The organism is Cryobacterium sp. MP_M3, from assembly GCF_015752155.1.
In the GTDB taxonomy this organism is placed as follows: Bacteria; Actinomycetota; Actinomycetes; order Actinomycetales; family Microbacteriaceae; genus Cryobacterium.
Window position 1 is genome coordinate 121,120 of record NZ_JADOVI010000002.1, and the last position, 18,659, is coordinate 139,778.

Consider the following 18,659-nt stretch of genomic DNA (forward strand, 5'->3'; position numbering starts at 1 on the left):
CTTACCGATCGGCCGTGCAGCCTTGCTGCGCGGCCGATTTTTTTTGCCCGGATGCGTTGGCCCGGACGAGGGTGCGCGTTTGCGTTGGACCGGACGCGGCAGGTCAGGCCCGGATCTTGGTGATCTGGAGCAGCCCGTCGCCCACGGGTGAGAGGGCGCTGATCACCGCGGTGGAACCGGCGATCTCGGCGAGGAGCGTGCGGAAGCCGGTGGCGACATCGTCGCGCTGCGCCGGGTTGGCGACGCGTCCGCGCCAGAGGGCGTGGGCGACGAGCACCGTTCCTCCGGGGCGGGCCAGGCGCAGGCCGTGCTCGACGTACTCGATCACCGATTGCGGGTCGGCGTCGACGAAGACGATGTCGTAGGAGTTCTCGTTCATCCGCGGCAGCACCTCGGCGGCCTTGCCGGTGATCAGGCGCACCCGGTTCGAGCGGATGCCGGCCTCGGCGAAGCTGGCCCGCGCGTGCTGCTGGTGGTCGACCTCGGTGTCGATCGAGGTGAGGGTGGCGCCGGGCGCGCCCGTGAGCAGCCAGATCCCGGAGACGCCGGCTCCCGTGCCGACCTCGAGGATGCTGCGGGCGCCCGTCGCTGCCGCGATCACGGCCGACTGCGCGCCGACGGCGGGCGAGATCGCGTCGATTCCCAGCTCGAGGGACTGCTGCCTGGCCCTGGCCACAGCGTCGGACTCGACGACGGAATCGTCGGAGAACTTCCAGTTCAGATCTTTGTCAGACAAGCGCAACTCCAGTTGATGATTGGGTCCAGCCTAGGGCCGGCGCCGCTCTGGTCGGGGGAGGCCTCGCCGGGGGTTATTCTGAGGGAATGTTTGGTCTGACGTTCGAGAAGATCCTCCTGATCGGGATCGTCGCCGTCTTCCTGCTCGGACCGGAGAAACTCCCGCACTATGCGGCCCAGCTGGCACGCCTGGTGAAGCAACTCCGCGACATGGCGAACGGGGCCAAGGAGCGCATGCGCGACGAGATGGGCCCCGAGTTCGACGATGTCGACTGGAAGAAACTCGACCCGCGACAGTACGACCCGCGCCGCATCATCCGTGAGGCCCTGATCGACGACGACGGCGCGGTCAAGGACCAGTCGGCGACGGTGACCCGGGCCGGCCCGAACCCCGACGGCGCGTACCTGCAGCGCAAGCGCGCCCGCGAGGCGGACCTCGCCGCCGCGCAGCCCGCCCCGTTCGACTCCGAAGCCACCTGACCTCGCCCCGGCCGGCCCTGGTCAGCCGATTCTCGCGATCGGCGACCCCTGCGCCACCTGGGCGCCCTCGTCGACGAGCAGGGTGATCACCCCGCCCGTCTCGGGGTAGACCTCGGCGTCGACCTTGTCCATGGCGACCTCGGCGACCAGGGTGGTCGGCTTCACCTGCTCTCCCGACTCGACGAACCAGGTCACCAGCACGCCGGTCGCGTCGTCATCGTCGGACATCCGGGGGAACAGGATGTCGCTCATGTCGCCATCGCGTCGCGCACGGCCGCTTCGATCCGGGCGGGCGTGGGCAGCACCGCGTACTCCAGCTGGTGGGCGTACGGGATGGGCACGTCGGGGACGGCGACCCGGGTCACCGACCGAAGCAGGGTCGGGTCGTGTTCGGCGACCGCGGCGATGACCTCTCCGGAGAGCCCGAACGACTGGTAGTCCTCGTCGACGACGATCAGCCGCCCGGTCTTCGCGACCGAGCGCACGATCGCCTCCCGGTCGAGCGGGACGAGGCTGCGCAGGTCGAGCACCTCGACGCTGATTCCCTCCGCCTCGAGCTTCTCCGCCACATCCAGGCTGTGGTGCACCGACAGCGCAAGGGTCACGATGGTGACGTCGGTGCCGGCCCGGGCGATCCTCGCCTTCCCGATGGGGACGAGGTACTCCTCCTCCGGGACGGCCGCCACCGAGCGCCGGTTCTTCTTCATCCAGCCCAGCCCCATGATGCCCTTGTGGAACATGAAGATGACCGGATCGTCGGTCTCGATCGCCGAGGTCATCAGTCCCTTCGCGTCATACGGATTCGAGGGCACAACAACCTTCATCCCCGGCAGATGCGCGAACGTGCCCCAGAGGCACTGGGAATGCTGGGCCCCGTCGGAATACCCGCCGCCGGTAGCCGTCATGAGCACCATCGGCACCCGCACATTGCCGCCGGACTCGTAGTGGATCTTGGCCATGTGATTGTAGATCTGGTCCATGCAGACGCCGAAGAAATCGGCGAACATGAGCTCGACGATCGGGCGCATCCCCTCCACCGCCGCGCCGATGCCCAGCCCGATGAACGCGGTCTCGGAGATCGGGGTGTCGAGGATCCGGTCGGGGCCGAACCGCTCGATCAGGCCGCTCGTCGAGGAGAAGATCCCGCCGTACGGGCCGACATCCTCGCCCATGACGAACACCGAGTCGTCCCGGTCCATCCGCTGGGCGATCGCCTCCTGCATGGCCTTGGCAGTGGACAGCCTGCGGGATCCGGCGGCAGGCTCGGTGGGAAGCGCGAGCCGGCGGGGGGAGGAGGCGTCGGTCATGTGTGTGCTCCTTCGGAGAAGACGTAGCCGAGATGGCCGAGTGGGTCAGGGGTGGCTGAGTTACGGGCGAAGTCGATGGCGTCCTCGACCTTCGTGACGGCGGACGCCTGCATCGCCTCATACGATTCGGTCGTGAGGATGCCGGCGGCCAGCAGGGTGTCCCGGTAGCGGGGGATCGGGTCGTGCTCGGCGACGGTTGCCAGTTCCGGCCGGTACCCTTCCGCGTCGCCCTCGAAATGGCCCCAGAGCCGGAGCGTGTGCACCTCGATCAGGGATGGTCCCTCGCCGGCCCGGGCGCGGGCGACGGCCTCACCGGCCGCCGCGTACACGGCCTCGACCGAGTTGTCCTCAACCCGCACTCCCGGCATCCCGTAGCCCGCGGCGCGGAGGGCGTTCGAGGCGACCGAGGTGGAACCGCTCCGGGGCACGGAAATGCCCCAGTCGTTGTCCTCGACGACGAAGACCACGGGCAGTTTCCAGAGCGCGGCCAGGTTGAGCGACTCATGGAACGCGCCCTGGTTGGCGGCGCCCTCCCCGGTCACCGCGACCGCCACCCGGTCGCTGCCGCGACGTGAGAAGGCGAAGGCCTGGCCGAGAGCCGGGGGAAGGCCTTCGGCGATGATTCCGGAGCAGGAGAAGTGCGTGGCCGGGTCGAAGAGGTGCATATGCCCGCCCCGGCCATGGCCGAGCCCGGTCTCCCGGCCGAAGATCTCCGCCGTCATCGGCCGCAAGGCCACGCCATGCGCGATCGCGACGTGGTGGGGACGGTGGGTCGCGGTGAGGGCGTCGTCGCCGGTCAGATGGGCGCACACGCCGGCCGCGACCGGTTCCTGCCCGGCCGACAGGTGCATCTCGCCGGGGACCAGGCCCGCCCCGATGTCGAAGGCGGGCTGCTTGTCGGCGTAGTACTCCCGGCGGATCGCCTCCTCGTACGTCCTGATCAGCACCATCGTGTCGAGGAGCCCCCGCCGGATGTCGTCGGTCAGTGCCTGCGAATGGGTGGGCGTCATTGCTCCTCCTCCAGGGTCGTGCGGCAATTCGTGCGGCACCCGACCGGCCGTTGCCGGTGGCGCCCATGGTGCGCAGGGTAAGCCGGACGGGACCCTGCAGGCAGAGGGTGGATTTCAGATGGTGAACGTGGTCCGGGTCCCGGCGCCGAGCTGGTGTGCGAGGGCGGTCGCGGCATCCCGGAGTTGGCGAGTGATCGCCTCCAACCCGTTGTCGAGGCGGTCGCCGGAGACGGTGACGGCCAGGGCCGCGATCACGCCGGGCGCGCGCACCGGAACGGCGACGCAGGAATGCCCCAGCCGGTACGCTTCCCGGTCGACGGTGGACTCGGCTCCGCGCTGGAGGTGGTTCAGCACGGCGCGACGGCTGGTGCTCGGGCGCGGGGGGAACCGCACCTGCGGGTGCCGGGTGAGGTACTCGGCCCGCTGCTCGCGGCTGAGCTGGGCCAGGATCTGCTTGCCGAGGGCGGTGGCATGGGCGCCGTCGGCCAGCCCGGACCAGAGTTCCGGCCGGGGAACCCCGGTCTGGTCGACGATGTCGATCAGCTGCACATCGCCGCCGCTGAACCGGGCCAGGTACGCCGTCGCATCCTGCTCCTCCGCGACGCGTCGCAGGGTCTGCCGCACCCGGGCGAGGAAGACCCCGGCGTGGTCCGCGCCGCGCAGGCTCGGGAAGCGATGGCCGAGCACCAGCCCGTCGGGCTCGGCGGCCAGGTATCCCTCGTGCACCAGGGTGCGGGTGAGGTTGTAGGCCGTGCCGAGGCTGAGCCCCGCCGCGTTCGCGACGGCCTTGACCGGCAGCGGCCTGTCGGCGGTGGCGATGATATCGACCAGCTTCAAGGCGCGCTGCACGGAGGAAATGAGGGTCTGGCGATCCTGTGGCATCTGGCTCCCGCACGGGTGACTATTCGAAACAGGATAGACAGGGGAGTCCGTGCCGGATAGGGGTTGCGGGGGAGCGAACCCGAGGACGGGGACGCCTGGTCGCGGGCTGCACATCTTCACCGTGGCGCAAATCCCGTGGCACTACGCTGAAGCCAGGGAAGGTGCTGATGACGAACAAACCCGTGAAGGTCAAGCGCATGGACAAGTCGCTGTACGAGGCGGAGCTCCGCCGGCTGCAGACCGACCTGGTGTCGATGCAGCAGTGGGTCAAGGAGTCTGGGGCCCGGGTCGTGGTGATCTTCGAGGGCCGGGACGCGGCCGGGAAGGGTTCCGCGATCAAGCGGGTCACCGAGTACCTCAACCCGCGCAGCGCCCGGATCGTGGCCCTGCCGATCCCGACCGAGCGGGAGCGCGGCCAGTGGTACTTCCAGCGGTACGTGGAGCACCTGCCGTCCACGGGCGAGATCGTGCTGATGGACCGGTCCTGGTACAACCGCGCCGGGGTCGAACGGGTGATGGGTTATTGCACGCCCGACGAGTACCGCCGGTTCCTGCACCAGGCGCCCCTGTTCGAGCGGATGCTGGTCGAAGACGGCATCCTCCTGGTCAAGTACTGGTTCTCGGTGTCCGACCACGAGCAGGAGGCTCGGTTCCGTTCGCGGCAGAAGGACCCGATGCGCCGATGGAAGCTGTCCGAGACCGACCTGCTGTCGATCACGAAATGGGTCGACTACTCAAAGGCGAAGGATGAGATGTTCGTGCACACCGACATCCCCGAAGCGCCGTGGTGGGTGATCGAGAGCGACGACAAGCGTGCAGCCCGCCTGAACATGATCAACCATCTCCTATCGATCGTGCCGTACGAGCACCGCGAGCCGCCGGCCGTGAAGATCCCGCACCGGCCGACCGGGTCGGACTACGAGCGGCCGCCGCGGGAGCTGAATCGCCCGGTGCTCGACCATGCGGCGGACGTCGCGGTCGCCGCCGGGCAGCCGAAGCCGCACGGGCAGCCGAAGGTCCCCAAGGAATCCAAGGATTCCAAGGAATCCCAGGAGTCGACGGACGCGACGCCCTAGCGCCGGCGGAGGGTCTTCAGCGCGCGGGCCAGGAGCAGCATCGGGCCGGCCAGGGCCTCGAACTCGCGCCCGGTCCGGGGCAGCTGGAGCAGTCCTGTCGCCCGGGAGATGGTGATCGCGTCCACGAACCGGAGTAGGCCCTCCGGGCCGTTCCTCCGTCCGAGGCCGGACTGCTTGAGCCCGCCCATCGGAGCGGCGACCGAGGAGAACGACCCGCGGTAGCCCTCGTTCACGTTCACGCTGCCGGCCTCGATCGCCCCGGCGAGGCGCAGGCCGCGCCGGGCCGAGCCGGAGAACACGGAGGCGTTGAGGCCGAACTCGCTGTCGTTGGCGGCCAGGATCGCCTCCTGCTCCGTGTCGAAGACGGAGACCGCGACCACCGGGCCGAACGTCTCCGCGGCAAAGCAGTCCATCGACGCCGTGACGCCGGTGAGCACGGTCGGTTCGAAGAAGAACGGCCCGAGGTCGGGACGCGCCCGCCCGCCGGCCTCGATCGACGCCCCCTTCGCGACCGCGTCCTCGACGTGCGCCCGCACGCGCTCCAGCTGGGCAGGGGAAGTGAGCGATCCGACATCCGCGGAATGGTCGAAGCCGGCGCCGAGGCGGAGGCCGGCGGTGACCCGGCCGAACTCGCGCAGGAACTCCGCGGCGACGCCGCGCTGCACGTAGATGCGCTCGATCGACACGCAGAGCTGGCCCATCGACGAGAAGCAGGCGTTGGCGGCGTCGGCGGCGGCGCGGGCCGGGTCGACGTCGTCGAGCACGATCAGCGGGTTGTTCCCGCCGAGTTCGAGCGACACCCCGGTCAGGTTGCCGGCCGCCTGGGCGGCAACCCGGCGCCCGGTCGCGGTCGACCCGGTGAAGCAGACGTAGTCGGCCTCTTCGGTGACGGCGGTGCCGATGACGGCGCCCTCGCCGGTGACCACGGCCCACAGCCCGGCCGGGACCCCGGCGTCGATGAACGCCCGGCGGAGGGCGAGGATGCTCAGCGCGCCCTGGTCGTCGGCCTTCTGCACCACACCGCAGCCGGCGGCGAGGGCAGGGACGACGTCCATCGCGGCGAGGCTGAGCGGGTAGTTCCATGGTGTGATCACCCCGGCCACCCCCTTGGGCCGGTAGCGCACCCGGGTGGTCACCACGAGCGGCAGGGCCGAGTGGCGGCGGCCCCCGCGGAGCACCCCGCGGGCGGCGAGGGCGTTGAACCGGGTGACCCCGGCGGCCTGGAAGACCTCCTCGAACGCCTGGCCGCGGGTCTTCCCGGTCTCCGACTGCACCGCGTCCTGGAGCAGCCCGGCGCGGTCGAGGAGCAGGTCGTGGGCGCGGAGCAGCACCCGGCGGCGGTGGGCGAACCCGGCGCGGGACCAGGCGAGCTGGGCCAGGCGGGAGCGGGCGTAGGCATCCCGCACGTCCTGGGGACTGCTCCGGGGCAGCTCGTGCAGCACCTCACCGGTGAACGGCATGGTCACTGGCACGGTGGTTCCGGTGCTGGCGCTGATGTCGCGGTGGGCGTCGGCGATGAACGACGGGGACAACGGGGAGGCGGACATCCGGCCAGTCTAGGCCGCGGTTCAGTAGCCGCAGCGGTCGGCGATCCAGGCGTAGATCCGGGCGCGCAGCGCGTCGTCGACGACAAGGTCCCAGTCTCCGGTGCGCTCAGGGGAGCCGGGCCCGGCCGTGACGTGCACCGTGAGCGGGAACACGGTGCCGCGTTTGTCCTCGGCGATGGCGTGCGGGTCGCAACGGGCCGGGCGCAGGCCCAGTGCGACCCGGGTGGGCGGCGTGGCCGCGTCCAGGGTCAGCCTGATCGGCCAGTCGAGCCCGCCGGCGGCGGCGAGGAGCGGCGTCGAGCCTGCCTGGTCGAGGGTGACGGCGCCCGGCGCGCCGGTCGGGGTGAGAGTGAGGTCGATCCAGGCGGCGGAGGCGGACCCGCTGCCGTCGACGCGGAGCTCCGCGGCCACGTCGATGCGGAGCAGCCGGGTCAGCGCGCCGGCCAGGCAGTCCTCGCCCTCGATCCGGTCGAGGGCCCCGGTGTCGTCCGTCGCGGGCACCGTCGCGCTGCCGGTGCCGGCGCCCGGCTCGGCCCAGACCAGGGTGACGGTGTCCGTCGGTGTGGGTTTCGGTGCGGGTTTCGGTGCGGGTATCGGGGTCGTCGCCGGTGTGTTCGGTGCTGCCGGCGACGGTGCGCAGACGGCGGCGGCCAGGCGCACCCGCAGGTCGCGGGTCATTCCCGGTTCGAGCCGCAGCCGGCCGGACCAGTCGGCGGCGGCGGTGAACCGGGTGGAATCGAAGCGGGCGGAGCGCAGGTCGACCGGCGCCCGGCCGGCGTTGCTGACGCTGAGCTCGAGCACCCGGTCGGCATAGTCGAACCGGGTCTGGTAGATCCTCACGGTCACGCCGGTCGGCAGGCCGGCCGTGGGCGCCACCGGGGTCCCGCCCGTGCTGGTCGGCGGTTCGGGCCGGTCCGGCGCGCTCGCGCAACCGGAGGTGCCGGCGAGGAGGCCGGCGAGCAGCAGCGCCACCGGCATCCGGGCGGACACCACGGGCCCACGGCGCGCTCGCACGGCCTACCTCGGCGAGATGCCCAGGCTGCGGCCGGAGAGCCCGCGGGCGCGGGTGGCGAGCCGGTCGGCGACGGCCTGGATGGCGATGGCCGCCGGGTCGAGCGGGTCGCCCAGCACGACCGGCAGGCCGGTGTCGCCGCCGCTGCGCAACGGCACGCTGAGCGGCACCTGGGCGAGCAGCGGCACGGGGGTCTCCTGTCCCGCGCCGAGCCGGCGGGCCACTTCGGCGCCGCCGCCGGAACCGAAGATATCCAGGACGGTTCCGTCGGGCTGCACGATCCCGGCCATGTTCTCGATCACGCCGTAGATCGTCTGCCCGGTCTGCCTGGCCACCACGCCGCTGCGTTCGGCGATGTCGGCGGCGGCAGGCTGCGGGGTGGTGACGACGATGACGTCGGCCTGGGGGAGCAGCTGGCCGACCGAGATGGCCACGTCGCCGGTGCCCGGCGGCAGGTCGAGGAGCAGGATGTCGAGGTCGCCGAAGTACACCTCGGTGAGGAACTGGTTGATCGTGCGGTGCAGCATCGGGCCGCGCCAGGCGACGGCCACGGAGGAGTCGTCGACGAACATGCCGATCGAGATGACCTTCACGTCGAAGGCGATCGGCGGCAGGATCATGTCGCCGACCTGGGTGGGCTTGACCGCGGTGCCCTTGTCGCTGCCGGGAGCCGGCGGCCCGACCAGGCCGAGCAGGCCGGGGATGGAGAACCCGTAGACATCCGCGTCGACGACGCCGACCCGGAGTCCCCGCGCCGCGAGCGCGACCGCGAGGTTCGCGGTGATCGTGGACTTGCCGACGCCGCCCTTGCCGCTGGTGATGGCGTAGACCCGGGTCAGGGAGTCCGGCCCGAACTGGCTGGTGCGCGCGCCCTGGCCGCCGCGGAGCTTCTCGGTCATGGCGCGGCGCTGCTCGCGGGTCATCACGGTGACGTCCACGCTCACCCGGCCGGCCCCGGCGACGGACTCGGCCGCCTCACGCACGTCGCGTTCGATCTGCCGGGCGGCCGGGCAGCCGGCGATGGTCAGGCGGAGGCCGACCGTGGTGTGGCCGGCAGCATCCACCTCGACCCCGGCGACCATGTCGAGTTCGGTGATCGGGCGGCGGATCTCGGGGTCGATCACCCGCACGAGGGCGGCGAGCACCCCGTCGCGGGTCGCTTGCACGTCACTCACTCCGGGGACGCTCCTCACGGCGGCGTTCCGGCGCCGGGTCGTGGTCGTGGTCGCGCTCACCCTTGCGGGCGCGCTTGCGTTCGCGTTTGTCCTGGTCCTCGCGTTCCTCAAGGTTCTCGAGCAGCGCCCGCAGCTCCGCGCGGAGGAAGTCCCTGGAGGCCAGGTCCTTCATGCCCAGGCGCAGCGCGACGACCTCACGGGCGAGGTATTCGGTGTCAGCCAGGTTGCGTTCGGCCCGCTGCCGGTCCTGCTCGAACTGCACCCGGTCGCGGTCGTCCTGCCGGTTCTGCGCGAGCAGGATCATCGGCGCCGCGTAGGAGGCCTGCATCGACAGGACCAGGGTCAGCGCGATGAAGCCGAGCGACACCGAGTCGAAGCGCCAGGCCGCGGGTGCCAGCGTGTTCCAGGCGATCCAGCCGACGGCGAAGAAGGTCAGGCCGAGCAGGAACCACGGGGTGCCCATGCCGCGGGCGATGGCCTCGGTGAACCGGCCGAACCGGTCGCTGCTCGGTCGGTTGCGGTCGCGGGTGCGCTTGCGGCCGAGGGCTGCGGTGCGCAGGCCCTTGGGCGAGTCGAGACGGAGATCAGAACGGTTAGCTCGGGCCATTGCCGGTCCTCCTTCCGTGGTGCAGCGGGATGCTTCCCGTGGTCAATTCGGTGCGGGCCGCGGCCCGGCGCCGCACATCGTCGTTCCCGTCGTGACTTCGCCAGTCGTCGGGCAACAGATAGTCGAGGACATCGTCAATCGTCACCACCCCGACGAGTCGGTGGTTCTCATCGACGACCGGCACGGAGACGAGGTCGTAGCTGGCGAGGATGCGGGTGACCTCGGCTGCGGACGTGTCCGCGGAGACGGGGTCGAGACCCTGGTCGAGCAGCGTGCCCAGGCGTTCGTGGGGCGGGTAGCGCAGCATCCGCTGGAAGTGCACCATGCCCAGGAATCGGCCGGTCGGCGGCTCGTAGGGCGGCAGGGTCACGCAGATCGCCGCGCCGAGGGCGGGGGCCAGGTCGTGGCGGCGGATCAGGGCGAGGCCCTCGGCGACCGTGGCGTCGGCGGAGACGATGATCGGCTCCGTCGTCATCAGGCCGCCGGCGGTGTCGGGGGCGTAGGTGAGCAGGAAGCGCACATCGTCGGCCTCCTCCGGCTCCATCAGGTCGAGCAGCTGCTCGCCGTGCTCCTCGGGCAACTGCGCGATCAGGTCGGCGGCGTCGTCGGGCTGCATGTGATCGAGCACGTCCGCCGCGCGGGCGTCGCCGAGCCGGGTGAGGATGCCCACCTGCTCGCGCTCGGGCATCTCCTCGAGCACGTCGGCGAGGCGCCCGTCGGGCAGTTCCCCGGCCACCTCGTACATGCGCTCCTGCGGCAGGTCGAGCAGGGTGTTGGCGAGGTCGGCGGGCTTGAGGTCGGAGTAGGTGGCGATCAGCTGCTCGGCGGACTGGGCCTGGCCGACCGTGGCGTGCTCGCGCACCTCGCCCCAGGCGGCGAACGCCGTGGCACCCTTCGCGAACAGGGACAGGCTCGTCTTGGGCCGGCGGACGAAGAGCTGGCTGATGGCCCAGCCGCCCTGGGCGGACTCCTCGATCGAGACGTCCTCGACGGTGGCCTCGCCGGAGCCGTCGTTGAAGACCACGGTGCGGCCGAGCATCTCGGCGATCACCCGCACCTCGCCGCCGCGCTGCTCGAACCTGCGCACGTTGATCAGGCCGGTGGTGATGATCTGGCCGGAGCCGATGCTGGTCACCCGGCTCATCGACACGAAGACGCGTCGTTTGCCCGGGATCTCCACGATCAGGCCGACCACGAGGGGCGGGTCGTTTTTTCGGTAGACCACCAGCACGTCGCGAACTTTCCCGACGCGGTCGCCCGCGGGGTCGAAGACGGTACACCCGGCCAAACGGGCAACGAAGACTCTGGTGGCACTCACAGTACAAATCTAGGCCACCTTCAGGGGATAACGGTGCTGTGGGAGAATGGCGGCATGAGCAACCAGAGCCCTTTCGGCGCCCGCGGCCCCGCACTCTTCCCCGTTCTGCCCAAGGGTGAGGTGCTCGCGACGTACGAAACCTACTTCGAGGCGCAGGCCGCGGTGGACACGCTCGCAAAGGCGGACTTCCCGGTCAAGAAGCTTTCCATCGTCGGCAACGACCTGAAAAGCGTCGAACGGGTGACCGGCAAGCTCACCTGGGGCCGGGTCGCGCTCGCCGGGGCGGCCTCCGGCGCCTGGCTCGGTGTCTTCTTCGGGCTGCTCTTCTTCATCTTCTCGCCCGCGGGTGCCGGCCTGCCGTTCGTGCTCGCCGCGGTGCTGATCGGCGCCGGATTCGGCATGCTGTTCGGGGTGGTCAGCTACGCGCTCAACCGCCGCCGCCGCGACTTCACCTCGACCATGCAGGTCATCGCGAGCAACTACCAGGTGATCGTGGATGCGGCGCTGGTCAACCGGGCGCGCAACCTGCTCGCCGGGCACGCCGAAGCCGAGGCGGTGGCGCCGGCGGCGCCGCATCCGTCGGAGCCCCCGCGGAGCGCCGACCCGGTGACCCCGCCCGCCCCGCCGGCCCCCGAGGTCTGAGGCCCGGCACGAGGCGCTAGGCGGTCAGGGCGGCGATCCAGGCCTCGACGTCGGCCGAGGTGCGCGGGATGCCCGCGGACAGGTTCTCGGGGCCGTCGGAGGTGATCAGGATGTCGTCTTCGATCCGCACGCCGATGCCGCGGAACTCGGCCGGCACGGTGAGGTCGTCGGGCTGGAAGTACAGTCCGGGCTCGATCGTGAACACCATGCCGGGTTCGATCACGCCGTCCATGTACATGTCGCGGCGGGCCTGGGCGCAGTCGTGCACGTCGAGACCGAGGTGGTGGCTGGTGCCGTGGACCATGTAACGGCGGTGGTGGCCGTTGTCGGGCAGCAGCGCCTCCTCGGCGGTGACGGGCAGCATGCCCCACTCCGCGGTGCGGCGGGCGATCACGCCCATCGCGGCGGCGTGCACGTCGCGGAACACGGCGCCGGGCCGGGCGACGGCGAACGCGGCATCCGCTGCCTCGCGTACGGCGTCGTAGACCTTGCGCTGCACGGGAGTGAACGTGCCGTCGACCGGGAGGGTGCGGGTGATGTCGGCCGTGTAGTAGCTGTCGACCTCGACCCCGGCGTCGAGCAGGATCAGGTCGCCCGGCGTGACCGGCCCGTCATTGCGGGTCCAGTGCAGGATGCAGGCGTGGGCGCCGGACGCCGCGATGGTGTCGTAGCCGACTGCGTTGCCGTCGGAGCGGGCACGGGTGTTGAACACGCCCTCGACCAGGCGCTCGCCGCGCAGGTGGGAGCTGGACCGGGGAAGGTCGCGGATGACGTCGTCGAAGCCGTGCGCGGTGGCCGCCACGGCGAGGCGCATCTGGGCGATCTCGTAGGAGTCCTTGACGAGGCGCAACTCGGAGAGGTCACGGGCGAAGTGGTCGTCCGGTTCGTGCTCGGCGTTGATCTCCAGGCTGAACGGGGAGTCCGACGCGTTGGTGGTGAGCACCTTCTCGGCAGCGAACCGCAACCGGGCCTCGTCGACCTCGTCGGTGAAGAACGGGTCCGCCTCGCGCACGACGACGGTCTCGCTGTCCACGGCCTCGAGGACGGCGGACAGGTCGGCGATGCCGCGCACCTGCACGGCGAGGTCGGCGGCGACCTGGGCGATCGACGGGCGCGGGCCGATCCAGAACTCGCCGATGTCGGGGTTGGCGTAGAACTCGTCGGAGTCGCGGCCGGCGCGCTCCCGGAAGTAGAGCGTGGCATCGTGGCCGGCCTGGGTCGGTTCGAGGACCAGGACGGCCCCCGGCTCGGAGTCGCTGCCCCAGCCGGTGAGGTGCGCGAAGGCGGAATGCGCGCGGAACGCGTAGTCGGTGTCGTTCGAGCGCTGCTTGAGCCGGCCGGCCGGGATGATCAGCCGGGTTCCCGGGTACATCGCGGAGAGCCGGGCCCGGCGGGCGGCCGCGAACGGGGCCTGCTCCCGCGCGGGCGGCAGCTCGGCGGTGCGCTCAGCCCAGGAACTGGAGATATAGGCCTTGAAACCGGCCGACCCGGGCGTCGTGGACCGGTTCTCGTTCGATCGGGGGGCAGGGGTGATCGCGGATTCGTTGGGGTTGGCCATGCGCCCATTGTCCCATTCCCGGCCGGGCGCGCGCTGTGGGCTGCCCGGGGGAGCGCTCAGCGGGGGGAAAGGGTCGCGACGATCGGGCGGTGATCGCTTCCAGCGGCGTCCTCCGACTCGATCACGCTCATGCTCTCGGTCTGCCAGTTCGGCGTCGAGAGCACGTGGTCGATCGGGCTGCCGAGCAGGGGCGGAAGGAACGTCGGCCAGGTGCCCACCGCCCCGGACCCGGTGGCCAGCGCAGCATCCCGGCAGTCGCCGAGCACGGCCGAGCCGGAAGATTCCCGTCCGGACATATGGTCGACGGTGGAGTTGAAGTCCCCGGCCATGATCACATTCTCAGCCGTGCACTGGCGGGCCAGCCAGTCGAGGTCCGAGCGCCAGTTCGACATCTCCCAGTTGATCGGGGCGACGGCGTGCACCGCGATGATCGTGGGCCCTGAGGCATCGACGGGCCGGGCGACGACGGTCGGAAGCACATTGGTGTTTCCGGGAGGCCCGGAACCCGCGGCGCTGCTCACGGTGTAGTCACCGAGCTCGGGGCTGATCAGCAGGGTGGTCGAGCGTGCCTTGGAGATCAGATCGAACGCGATGGTGTGCACCCACATCGGCCGTCCGGCCTCTCGCATCGCCTCGGCGACCTTCACGCCGGTGGCCTCGGTCGTCTCCGGGAGGGTGACGATGTCCGCGCCGCGGTCGATCGCGAGCCGGGCGATTGCCGCCGCCCCCGGTTCGTCACCGAGGGTGTTCCAGCTGAGCACGGTCACGTCGCCGGTGGTGCCGGCGGATGCCGCGGGCCGCTCGGCCGCCGACGCCGGCTGAACGCCGATTCCCCTGGCGGCCAGCACAGCGGCGTTGCCGACCCCGAAGAGGAGCAGCAGCACGGCGAGGGACCCGGCCAGGCGTCGCAACGGCCGGATCGCGGCGAGCAGGGCCAGCACGACCATTCCGGCCGCGGCGACGGCCACGCCCAGCCCGCGCAGGGACACGGCGTGGGCGAAGACCCAGCTGTTCTGCAGGCCGAACGCCTGCGGCCAGCCGACGGCGAACAACGCGAGGGCGGAGCCGCCGAGGACGAGGGTGGTGAGGATTCTGGGCAGCATGGAGTGACCATGGTAGGCGACCCGGCTGGGCGAAGCCCCTGCCCGGCCCAACTAGCATGGGGGAATGGCAGGCGAACGGCGATTCAGGGGTCCCATCGACCTGCACACCCACTCGAGCGTGTCCGACGGCACCGAGACCCCGGCCCAGCTCGTGCGGGCGGCGGCCGATGCGGGGATCGGCACGATGGCCCTGACCGATCACGACTCGACCGCGGGCTGGTTCGAGGCGGCGGCGACGGCGCGCACGGTGGGGATCACGCTCATTCCCGGAATGGAATTCAGCACCAGGGTCTCCTTCGCCAGCGTTCACCTGCTCGCCTACCTGTTCGACCCGTCCGACGCCGGCATCGTCGCCGAAACCTCCCGGGTGCGACAGGCCCGCCTCGTGCGCGCCGAACAGATGGTGGAACGGATCGGGGAAGACTACGCGCTGACCTGGGAGGACGTGCTCGCCCAGACCACCCCGGATGCGACCGTCGGCCGTCCGCACATCGCCGACGCCCTGGTGGCGCGCGGCCTCGCGCTCACCCGGAGCGAGGCGTTCGCCGGGATCCTGCACTGGGATGCGGGCTACTACCAGCCGCACTACGCTCCGGACCCCCTGCGCGCGATCGAACTCGTGCGCGCGGCCGGGGGAGTGCCGGTCATCGCGCATCCGGCGACCCGGGGCGTCCACGACGTGATCCCGGAGGCCCGGCTGAAACGACTCGTCGAGGCCGGACTGTTCGGACTGGAGCTGGAGCACCGCGAGAACAAGCCGGCGGCGAAGGCCCGGCTCTACGAGCTCGCCGCGAAGTACGGCCTGTTCGTCACGGGCTCGAGCGATTACCACGGCGAGGGCAAGCCCAATCGCCTGGGGGAGAACACGACGGCGCCGGAGGTGCTGGAGGCGTTGATCGCCCAGGGCACCGGATCGGAGCCGATCTTCGGTTAGCCCGCCGGGGGCTGGCCGCAGTGGTCGAGCTTGTCGAGACCCCGGTGCGGGGTCTCGACACGCTCGACCACCGGGATGGTCAGCTGGCGGTGCCGGACTGCGGTGCGCTGCGGCGGGTGCGGCTGCGACGCCGCGGGGCGCTGTTGCCGTCGTGGTGCTCGGCGCCGCCGCCGTCGTGGGTGCCGGCCGCGGCAGTGGCGGCCGGGGCATCCGGGTTAGTGGACTGACCGACCCGGGTGCGGTTGCGTCCGCGACCGGCGCGGTCGCCGCCCTGGTCACCGGCGGTTGCGCCGGCGCCGGCACCGGCACTCGCACCAGCGCTCGCACCAGCGCTCGCACCAGCGCTCGCACCAGCACTGACGCCGGCGCCGACGGATGCCGGGCGACCCGAGCCCGAGCGGCCGGAATCGGAGCGTCCCGAACCCGAACGCCCGGAGTCGGAGCGTCCGGAACCCGAACGCCCGGAGTCGGAGCGTCCGGAGCCTGAACGGCCCGAGTCGGAGCGACCGCCGCCGGCCGGCGCCTCGCGGACCGGCGACGCGCGGAGGCGACCCTTCGACCCGGTCGGGATGTTCAGGTCGGTGAAGAGGTGCGGGGACGAGGAGTAGGTCTCCATCGGCACGGGCGTGCCGAAGTCGAGCGCGTTGTTGATCAGCGTCCACTTGTGCATGTCGTCCCAGTCGACGAAGGTGACGGCGATGCCGGTCTTGCCTGCGCGCCCGGTGCGGCCGACGCGGTGCAGGTACGCCTTCTCGTCCTCGGGGATGGTGTGGTTGATCACGTGGGTGACGTCCTCGACGTCGATGCCGCGGGCGGCGACATCCGTGGCGATCAGGATGTCCTTCTTGCCGGCCTTGAACGCGGCCATCGCGCGTTCGCGCTGTTCCTGGTTGAGGTCGCCGTGCACGGCGGTGGCGTTGAAGCCGCGGTCGCCGAGTTCTTCGACGAGCTTGGCGGCGGCGCGCTTGGTGCGGGTGAAGATCACGGTCTTGCCGCGGCCCTCGGCCATGAGGATGCGGCCGATCACCTCGTCCTTGTCCATGTTGTGCGCGCGGTAGACGAGGTGCTCGATGTTGGCCTGCATCAGGCCCTCGTCGGGGTCGCTCGCCCGGATGTGGATCGGGCGGTTCATGAACCGGCGGGCGAGGGCCACGATCGGGCCGGGCATCGTCGCCGAGAACAGCATCGTGTGGCGGGTCGATGGGGTCTGCGAGAACAGCTTCTCGATGTCGGCGAGGAAGCCGAGGTCGAGCATCTTGTCGGCCTCGTCGAGCACCATCTCGCTCACGTTGGCGAGGCTGAGCAGGCGCTGGCTGGCAAGGTCGAGCAGACGGCCGGGGGTGCCGACCACGATCTGGGCGCCGGCCTTGAGCTGCTCGATCTGGCCTTCGTAGGCCTTGCCGCCGTAGATGGAGACGATCTTCGTGTCGCGGTTGCGGGCGGCGAGTTCGAGGTCTTCGCTGACCTGCACGCACAGCTCGCGGGTCGGCACGACGACGAGCGCCTGCACTCCCGGTGCGGGGTTGAGGCCGAGGCGCTGGATCAGCGGGAGGCCGAAGCCGAAGGTCTTGCCGGTTCCCGTCTTGGCCTGGCCGATGATGTCCTGGCCGCTGAGAGCGAGCGGGATGGTCTGGACCTGGATGGGGAAGGGCTCGAGGATGCCTTTATCGGCGAGGGCCTGGACCATGTCCTGGTCGATATTAAGTTCGGAGAAAGTCACGAATGTTTGCCTGTCATTAGCTGGATGCGTTGAATGCGCCCGTTTTCTGCCTCGGGCACCGGCCATCGATCCATGCCGATGGCGTGGTCCAACCTTACCGGGCAGCCCCTGTGAACTTGATGAGGCGCTCCGCGCGGACCCGCACTGTCCTATGCTGGGCGTGTGATCTCGTGGCTCGATCGGCGCGCGAAGCGTGTGGAGATCCCTCGTCCGTCGACCAGGGGAGCACGTCTGTCGACCACCAAGGTGGACATCGCCGACCTGACCCCCGAGCTGCTTCCCTACCTCGGCCAGGCGGCATATTTCGAACTGGGAATGTTCGAGAACCTCGCCCAGGCGATCAGGCTCGCCCCCGACCTTGATGCCAAGGAGGGGCTGAGCGCGGCCGCGGGCCGGGCGCTCGCCAAGCACCAGGGTCTCGTCGCCGAGATCCGCCGGCGCGGCGGGGAACCCTCCGAGGTGATGGCGCCGTTCGCGCCCGCCCTCGACGACTTCCGGACGAAGACCATGGGGGCGGACTGGCACGAGCTGCTGCTCAGCTGCTACCTGGCCGGCGGCCTGCTCGACGACTTCTTCATCCGGCTGTCCGATGGATTGCCCGGCGACGTCGGCCCGCGAGTCGCGCACCTGCTCGGCCAGGGCGCGGGCACCGACGTTCTCGTGAAGCATTTGAAGGCCGCCATCGACGGCAACCCCGGACTGGGCTCGCACCTGGCCTTGTGGGGGCGGCGCCTGGTCGGCGACACCCTGCTGGTGGCGCGGTCGTCCATCCCGGCCGCCGTTCCGGCGGACGGCGCGTCAGTGCCCGCCCAGAGCACAGTGCCCGCCCAGGGCGCAGTGCCCGCCCACGGCACAGTGCCCGCTCACGGCCCGGCATCCGCTCACGGCGAGGCGCAGATCGAACCGGTCTTCACCGAACTCATCGCGGCGCACACACGCCGGATGGACGGGCTGGGCCTCACCGCCTGAGCGGCGACACCGGGCCCGGGCCCGGCACGGTCAGGCGTGGCCGGGGTGCCCGGTCTTCATCAGGGTGTGCAGCATCCGCCGGTCGCCCCGCGAGCGCGAGCGGCCCAGCTGGAGGTCGGCGGCAACGGATGCGAGCGCGGCGAGGCCGAGGGACACCCACCAGATCCAGCCGCCGTCCCACGCCCAGCCGAGCCAGGTCAGCGCCACCCAGGCGATCGACGCGACGGCCGTGCCGACGGCCGGCACCAGCACGGAACCGTGACTGTGCCGCCCGGGCAGCAGGTACCGGGCCGCGAGCCCGAGCAGCGCGCCGCCCAGGGCGACGAAGAGGAGCTCCATGGCTGGTTAGGCGACGAAACCGACGCGGCGGGTGGTCTCGGCGCCCAGCTCGACGTACGCCAGCCCGATCGTGGGGACGATGTACACCCGACCCTTGCTGTCGGAGAGCTTGAGGTAACCGGTCTGCCCGGCGAGGGCGGCAGCGACCGTCTCCTCGATTTCGTTCGCGGGCTGCGAAGTCTCGAAGCTGATCTCCCGGGGAGAGTTGAAGATGCCAATGCGGATATCCACCAGATGCGCCTTTC

Annotated in this window: 20 protein-coding genes; 5 read left to right on the top strand and 15 right to left on the bottom strand. The window is 70.9% G+C overall.

The window, feature by feature from the left end; genetic code table 11:
• Positions 1–103 precede the first annotated feature (103 nt).
• Complete coding sequence (locus IWX89_RS03720) at positions 104–736, bottom strand: O-methyltransferase (RefSeq protein WP_134510621.1); 633 nt, start codon at positions 734–736, stop codon at positions 104–106.
• A gap of 86 nt (positions 737–822) precedes the next feature.
• Between IWX89_RS03720 and IWX89_RS03725 the strand changes: the two genes are divergently transcribed.
• The gene (locus tag IWX89_RS03725; RefSeq protein WP_196902241.1) at positions 823–1,215 is read left to right on the top strand and encodes a Sec-independent protein translocase TatB; all 393 of its coding nucleotides are present in this window, start codon (positions 823–825) and stop codon (positions 1,213–1,215) included.
• A gap of 21 nt (positions 1,216–1,236) precedes the next feature.
• Here the strand turns inward: IWX89_RS03725 and IWX89_RS03730 are convergent, their stop codons facing one another.
• The 4 genes from IWX89_RS03730 to IWX89_RS03745 form a co-directional block, all read right to left on the bottom strand.
• Complete coding sequence (locus IWX89_RS03730) at positions 1,237–1,467, bottom strand: biotin/lipoyl-containing protein (protein ID WP_196902242.1); 231 nt, start codon at positions 1,465–1,467, stop codon at positions 1,237–1,239.
• Entirely contained in the window at positions 1,464–2,522 is a 1,059-nt protein-coding gene (locus IWX89_RS03735) for an alpha-ketoacid dehydrogenase subunit beta (protein WP_196902243.1), read from the bottom strand. Before IWX89_RS03735 ends, IWX89_RS03730 begins: the two co-directional genes overlap by 4 nt.
• Positions 2,519–3,532, bottom strand: coding sequence for a thiamine pyrophosphate-dependent dehydrogenase E1 component subunit alpha (locus IWX89_RS03740; protein ID WP_196902244.1), 1,014 nt, complete (start codon positions 3,530–3,532; stop codon positions 2,519–2,521). Before IWX89_RS03740 ends, IWX89_RS03735 begins: the two co-directional genes overlap by 4 nt.
• A 114-nt stretch (positions 3,533–3,646) precedes the next feature.
• On the bottom strand, positions 3,647–4,414 hold the full coding sequence (locus tag IWX89_RS03745; protein ID WP_196902245.1) for an IclR family transcriptional regulator: 768 nt from the start codon (positions 4,412–4,414) through the stop codon (positions 3,647–3,649).
• A gap of 167 nt (positions 4,415–4,581) precedes the next feature.
• Here IWX89_RS03745 and ppk2 point away from each other — a divergent pair, with 167 nt between their 5' ends.
• Complete coding sequence (gene ppk2 / locus IWX89_RS03750; RefSeq protein ID WP_231382864.1) at positions 4,582–5,490, top strand: polyphosphate kinase 2; 909 nt, start codon at positions 4,582–4,584, stop codon at positions 5,488–5,490.
• Here the strand turns inward: ppk2 and IWX89_RS03755 are convergent.
• Genes IWX89_RS03755 through IWX89_RS03775 form a run of 5 tightly spaced genes read right to left on the bottom strand, consistent with a single transcriptional unit; the run spans position 5,487 to position 11,149 of the window.
• Positions 5,487–7,037: a succinic semialdehyde dehydrogenase gene (locus tag IWX89_RS03755; protein ID WP_196902246.1), complete on the bottom strand. Its 1,551-nt coding sequence runs from the start codon at positions 7,035–7,037 to the stop codon at positions 5,487–5,489. The two genes, ppk2 and IWX89_RS03755, sit on opposite strands and share 4 nt — an antisense overlap.
• Before the next feature lie 21 nt (positions 7,038–7,058).
• A complete protein-coding gene (locus IWX89_RS03760; RefSeq protein ID WP_196902247.1) occupies positions 7,059–8,051 on the bottom strand; it encodes a hypothetical protein in 993 nt (330 codons plus the stop codon).
• Positions 8,052–8,054: 3 nt separating this feature from the next.
• Complete coding sequence (locus IWX89_RS03765; protein WP_374220481.1) at positions 8,055–9,224, bottom strand: Mrp/NBP35 family ATP-binding protein; 1,170 nt, start codon at positions 9,222–9,224, stop codon at positions 8,055–8,057.
• Positions 9,217–9,831, bottom strand: a complete 615-nt coding sequence (locus IWX89_RS03770; protein WP_196902248.1) for a DUF1003 domain-containing protein — start codon at positions 9,829–9,831, stop codon at positions 9,217–9,219. Before IWX89_RS03770 ends, IWX89_RS03765 begins: the two co-directional genes overlap by 8 nt.
• Positions 9,818–11,149 carry a magnesium transporter MgtE N-terminal domain-containing protein gene (locus tag IWX89_RS03775; RefSeq protein WP_196902249.1) on the bottom strand — a complete coding sequence of 444 codons (1,332 nt, stop codon included), beginning with the start codon at positions 11,147–11,149 and terminating at the stop codon, positions 9,818–9,820. Before IWX89_RS03775 ends, IWX89_RS03770 begins: the two co-directional genes overlap by 14 nt.
• Before the next feature lie 54 nt (positions 11,150–11,203).
• Here IWX89_RS03775 and IWX89_RS03780 point away from each other — a divergent pair, with 54 nt between their 5' ends.
• Positions 11,204–11,791, top strand: a complete 588-nt coding sequence (locus tag IWX89_RS03780; protein ID WP_196902250.1) for a general stress protein — start codon at positions 11,204–11,206, stop codon at positions 11,789–11,791.
• 16 nt (positions 11,792–11,807) lie between these two features.
• On the opposite strand, the gene IWX89_RS03785 is transcribed toward IWX89_RS03780, so the two are convergent.
• On the bottom strand, positions 11,808–13,349 hold the full coding sequence (locus IWX89_RS03785; RefSeq protein WP_196902251.1) for an aminopeptidase P family protein: 1,542 nt from the start codon (positions 13,347–13,349) through the stop codon (positions 11,808–11,810).
• 56 nt (positions 13,350–13,405) lie between these two features.
• Complete coding sequence (locus IWX89_RS03790; protein WP_231382865.1) at positions 13,406–14,452, bottom strand: endonuclease/exonuclease/phosphatase family protein; 1,047 nt, start codon at positions 14,450–14,452, stop codon at positions 13,406–13,408.
• A gap of 64 nt (positions 14,453–14,516) precedes the next feature.
• Here IWX89_RS03790 and IWX89_RS03795 point away from each other — a divergent pair, with 64 nt between their 5' ends.
• On the top strand, positions 14,517–15,386 hold the full coding sequence (locus IWX89_RS03795; RefSeq protein WP_196902252.1) for a PHP domain-containing protein: 870 nt from the start codon (positions 14,517–14,519) through the stop codon (positions 15,384–15,386).
• Positions 15,387–15,465: 79 nt separating this feature from the next.
• Here the strand turns inward: IWX89_RS03795 and IWX89_RS03800 are convergent, their stop codons facing one another.
• Complete coding sequence (locus tag IWX89_RS03800; RefSeq protein ID WP_196902253.1) at positions 15,466–17,106, bottom strand: DEAD/DEAH box helicase; 1,641 nt, start codon at positions 17,104–17,106, stop codon at positions 15,466–15,468.
• Positions 17,107–17,268: 162 nt separating this feature from the next.
• On the opposite strand from IWX89_RS03800, the gene IWX89_RS03805 reads away from it, so the two are divergent.
• The gene (locus IWX89_RS03805; RefSeq protein ID WP_196902254.1) at positions 17,269–18,075 is read left to right on the top strand and encodes a ferritin-like fold-containing protein; all 807 of its coding nucleotides are present in this window, start codon (positions 17,269–17,271) and stop codon (positions 18,073–18,075) included.
• A 30-nt stretch (positions 18,076–18,105) separates the two neighbouring features.
• Here IWX89_RS03805 and IWX89_RS03810 read toward each other — a convergent pair whose 3' ends face one another.
• Entirely contained in the window at positions 18,106–18,414 is a 309-nt protein-coding gene (locus tag IWX89_RS03810) for a hypothetical protein (RefSeq protein ID WP_196902255.1), read from the bottom strand.
• Positions 18,415–18,420: 6 nt separating this feature from the next.
• A complete protein-coding gene (locus IWX89_RS03815) occupies positions 18,421–18,645 on the bottom strand; it encodes a DUF3107 domain-containing protein (RefSeq protein ID WP_196902256.1) in 225 nt (74 codons plus the stop codon).
• Positions 18,646–18,659: the final 14 nt, after the last annotated feature.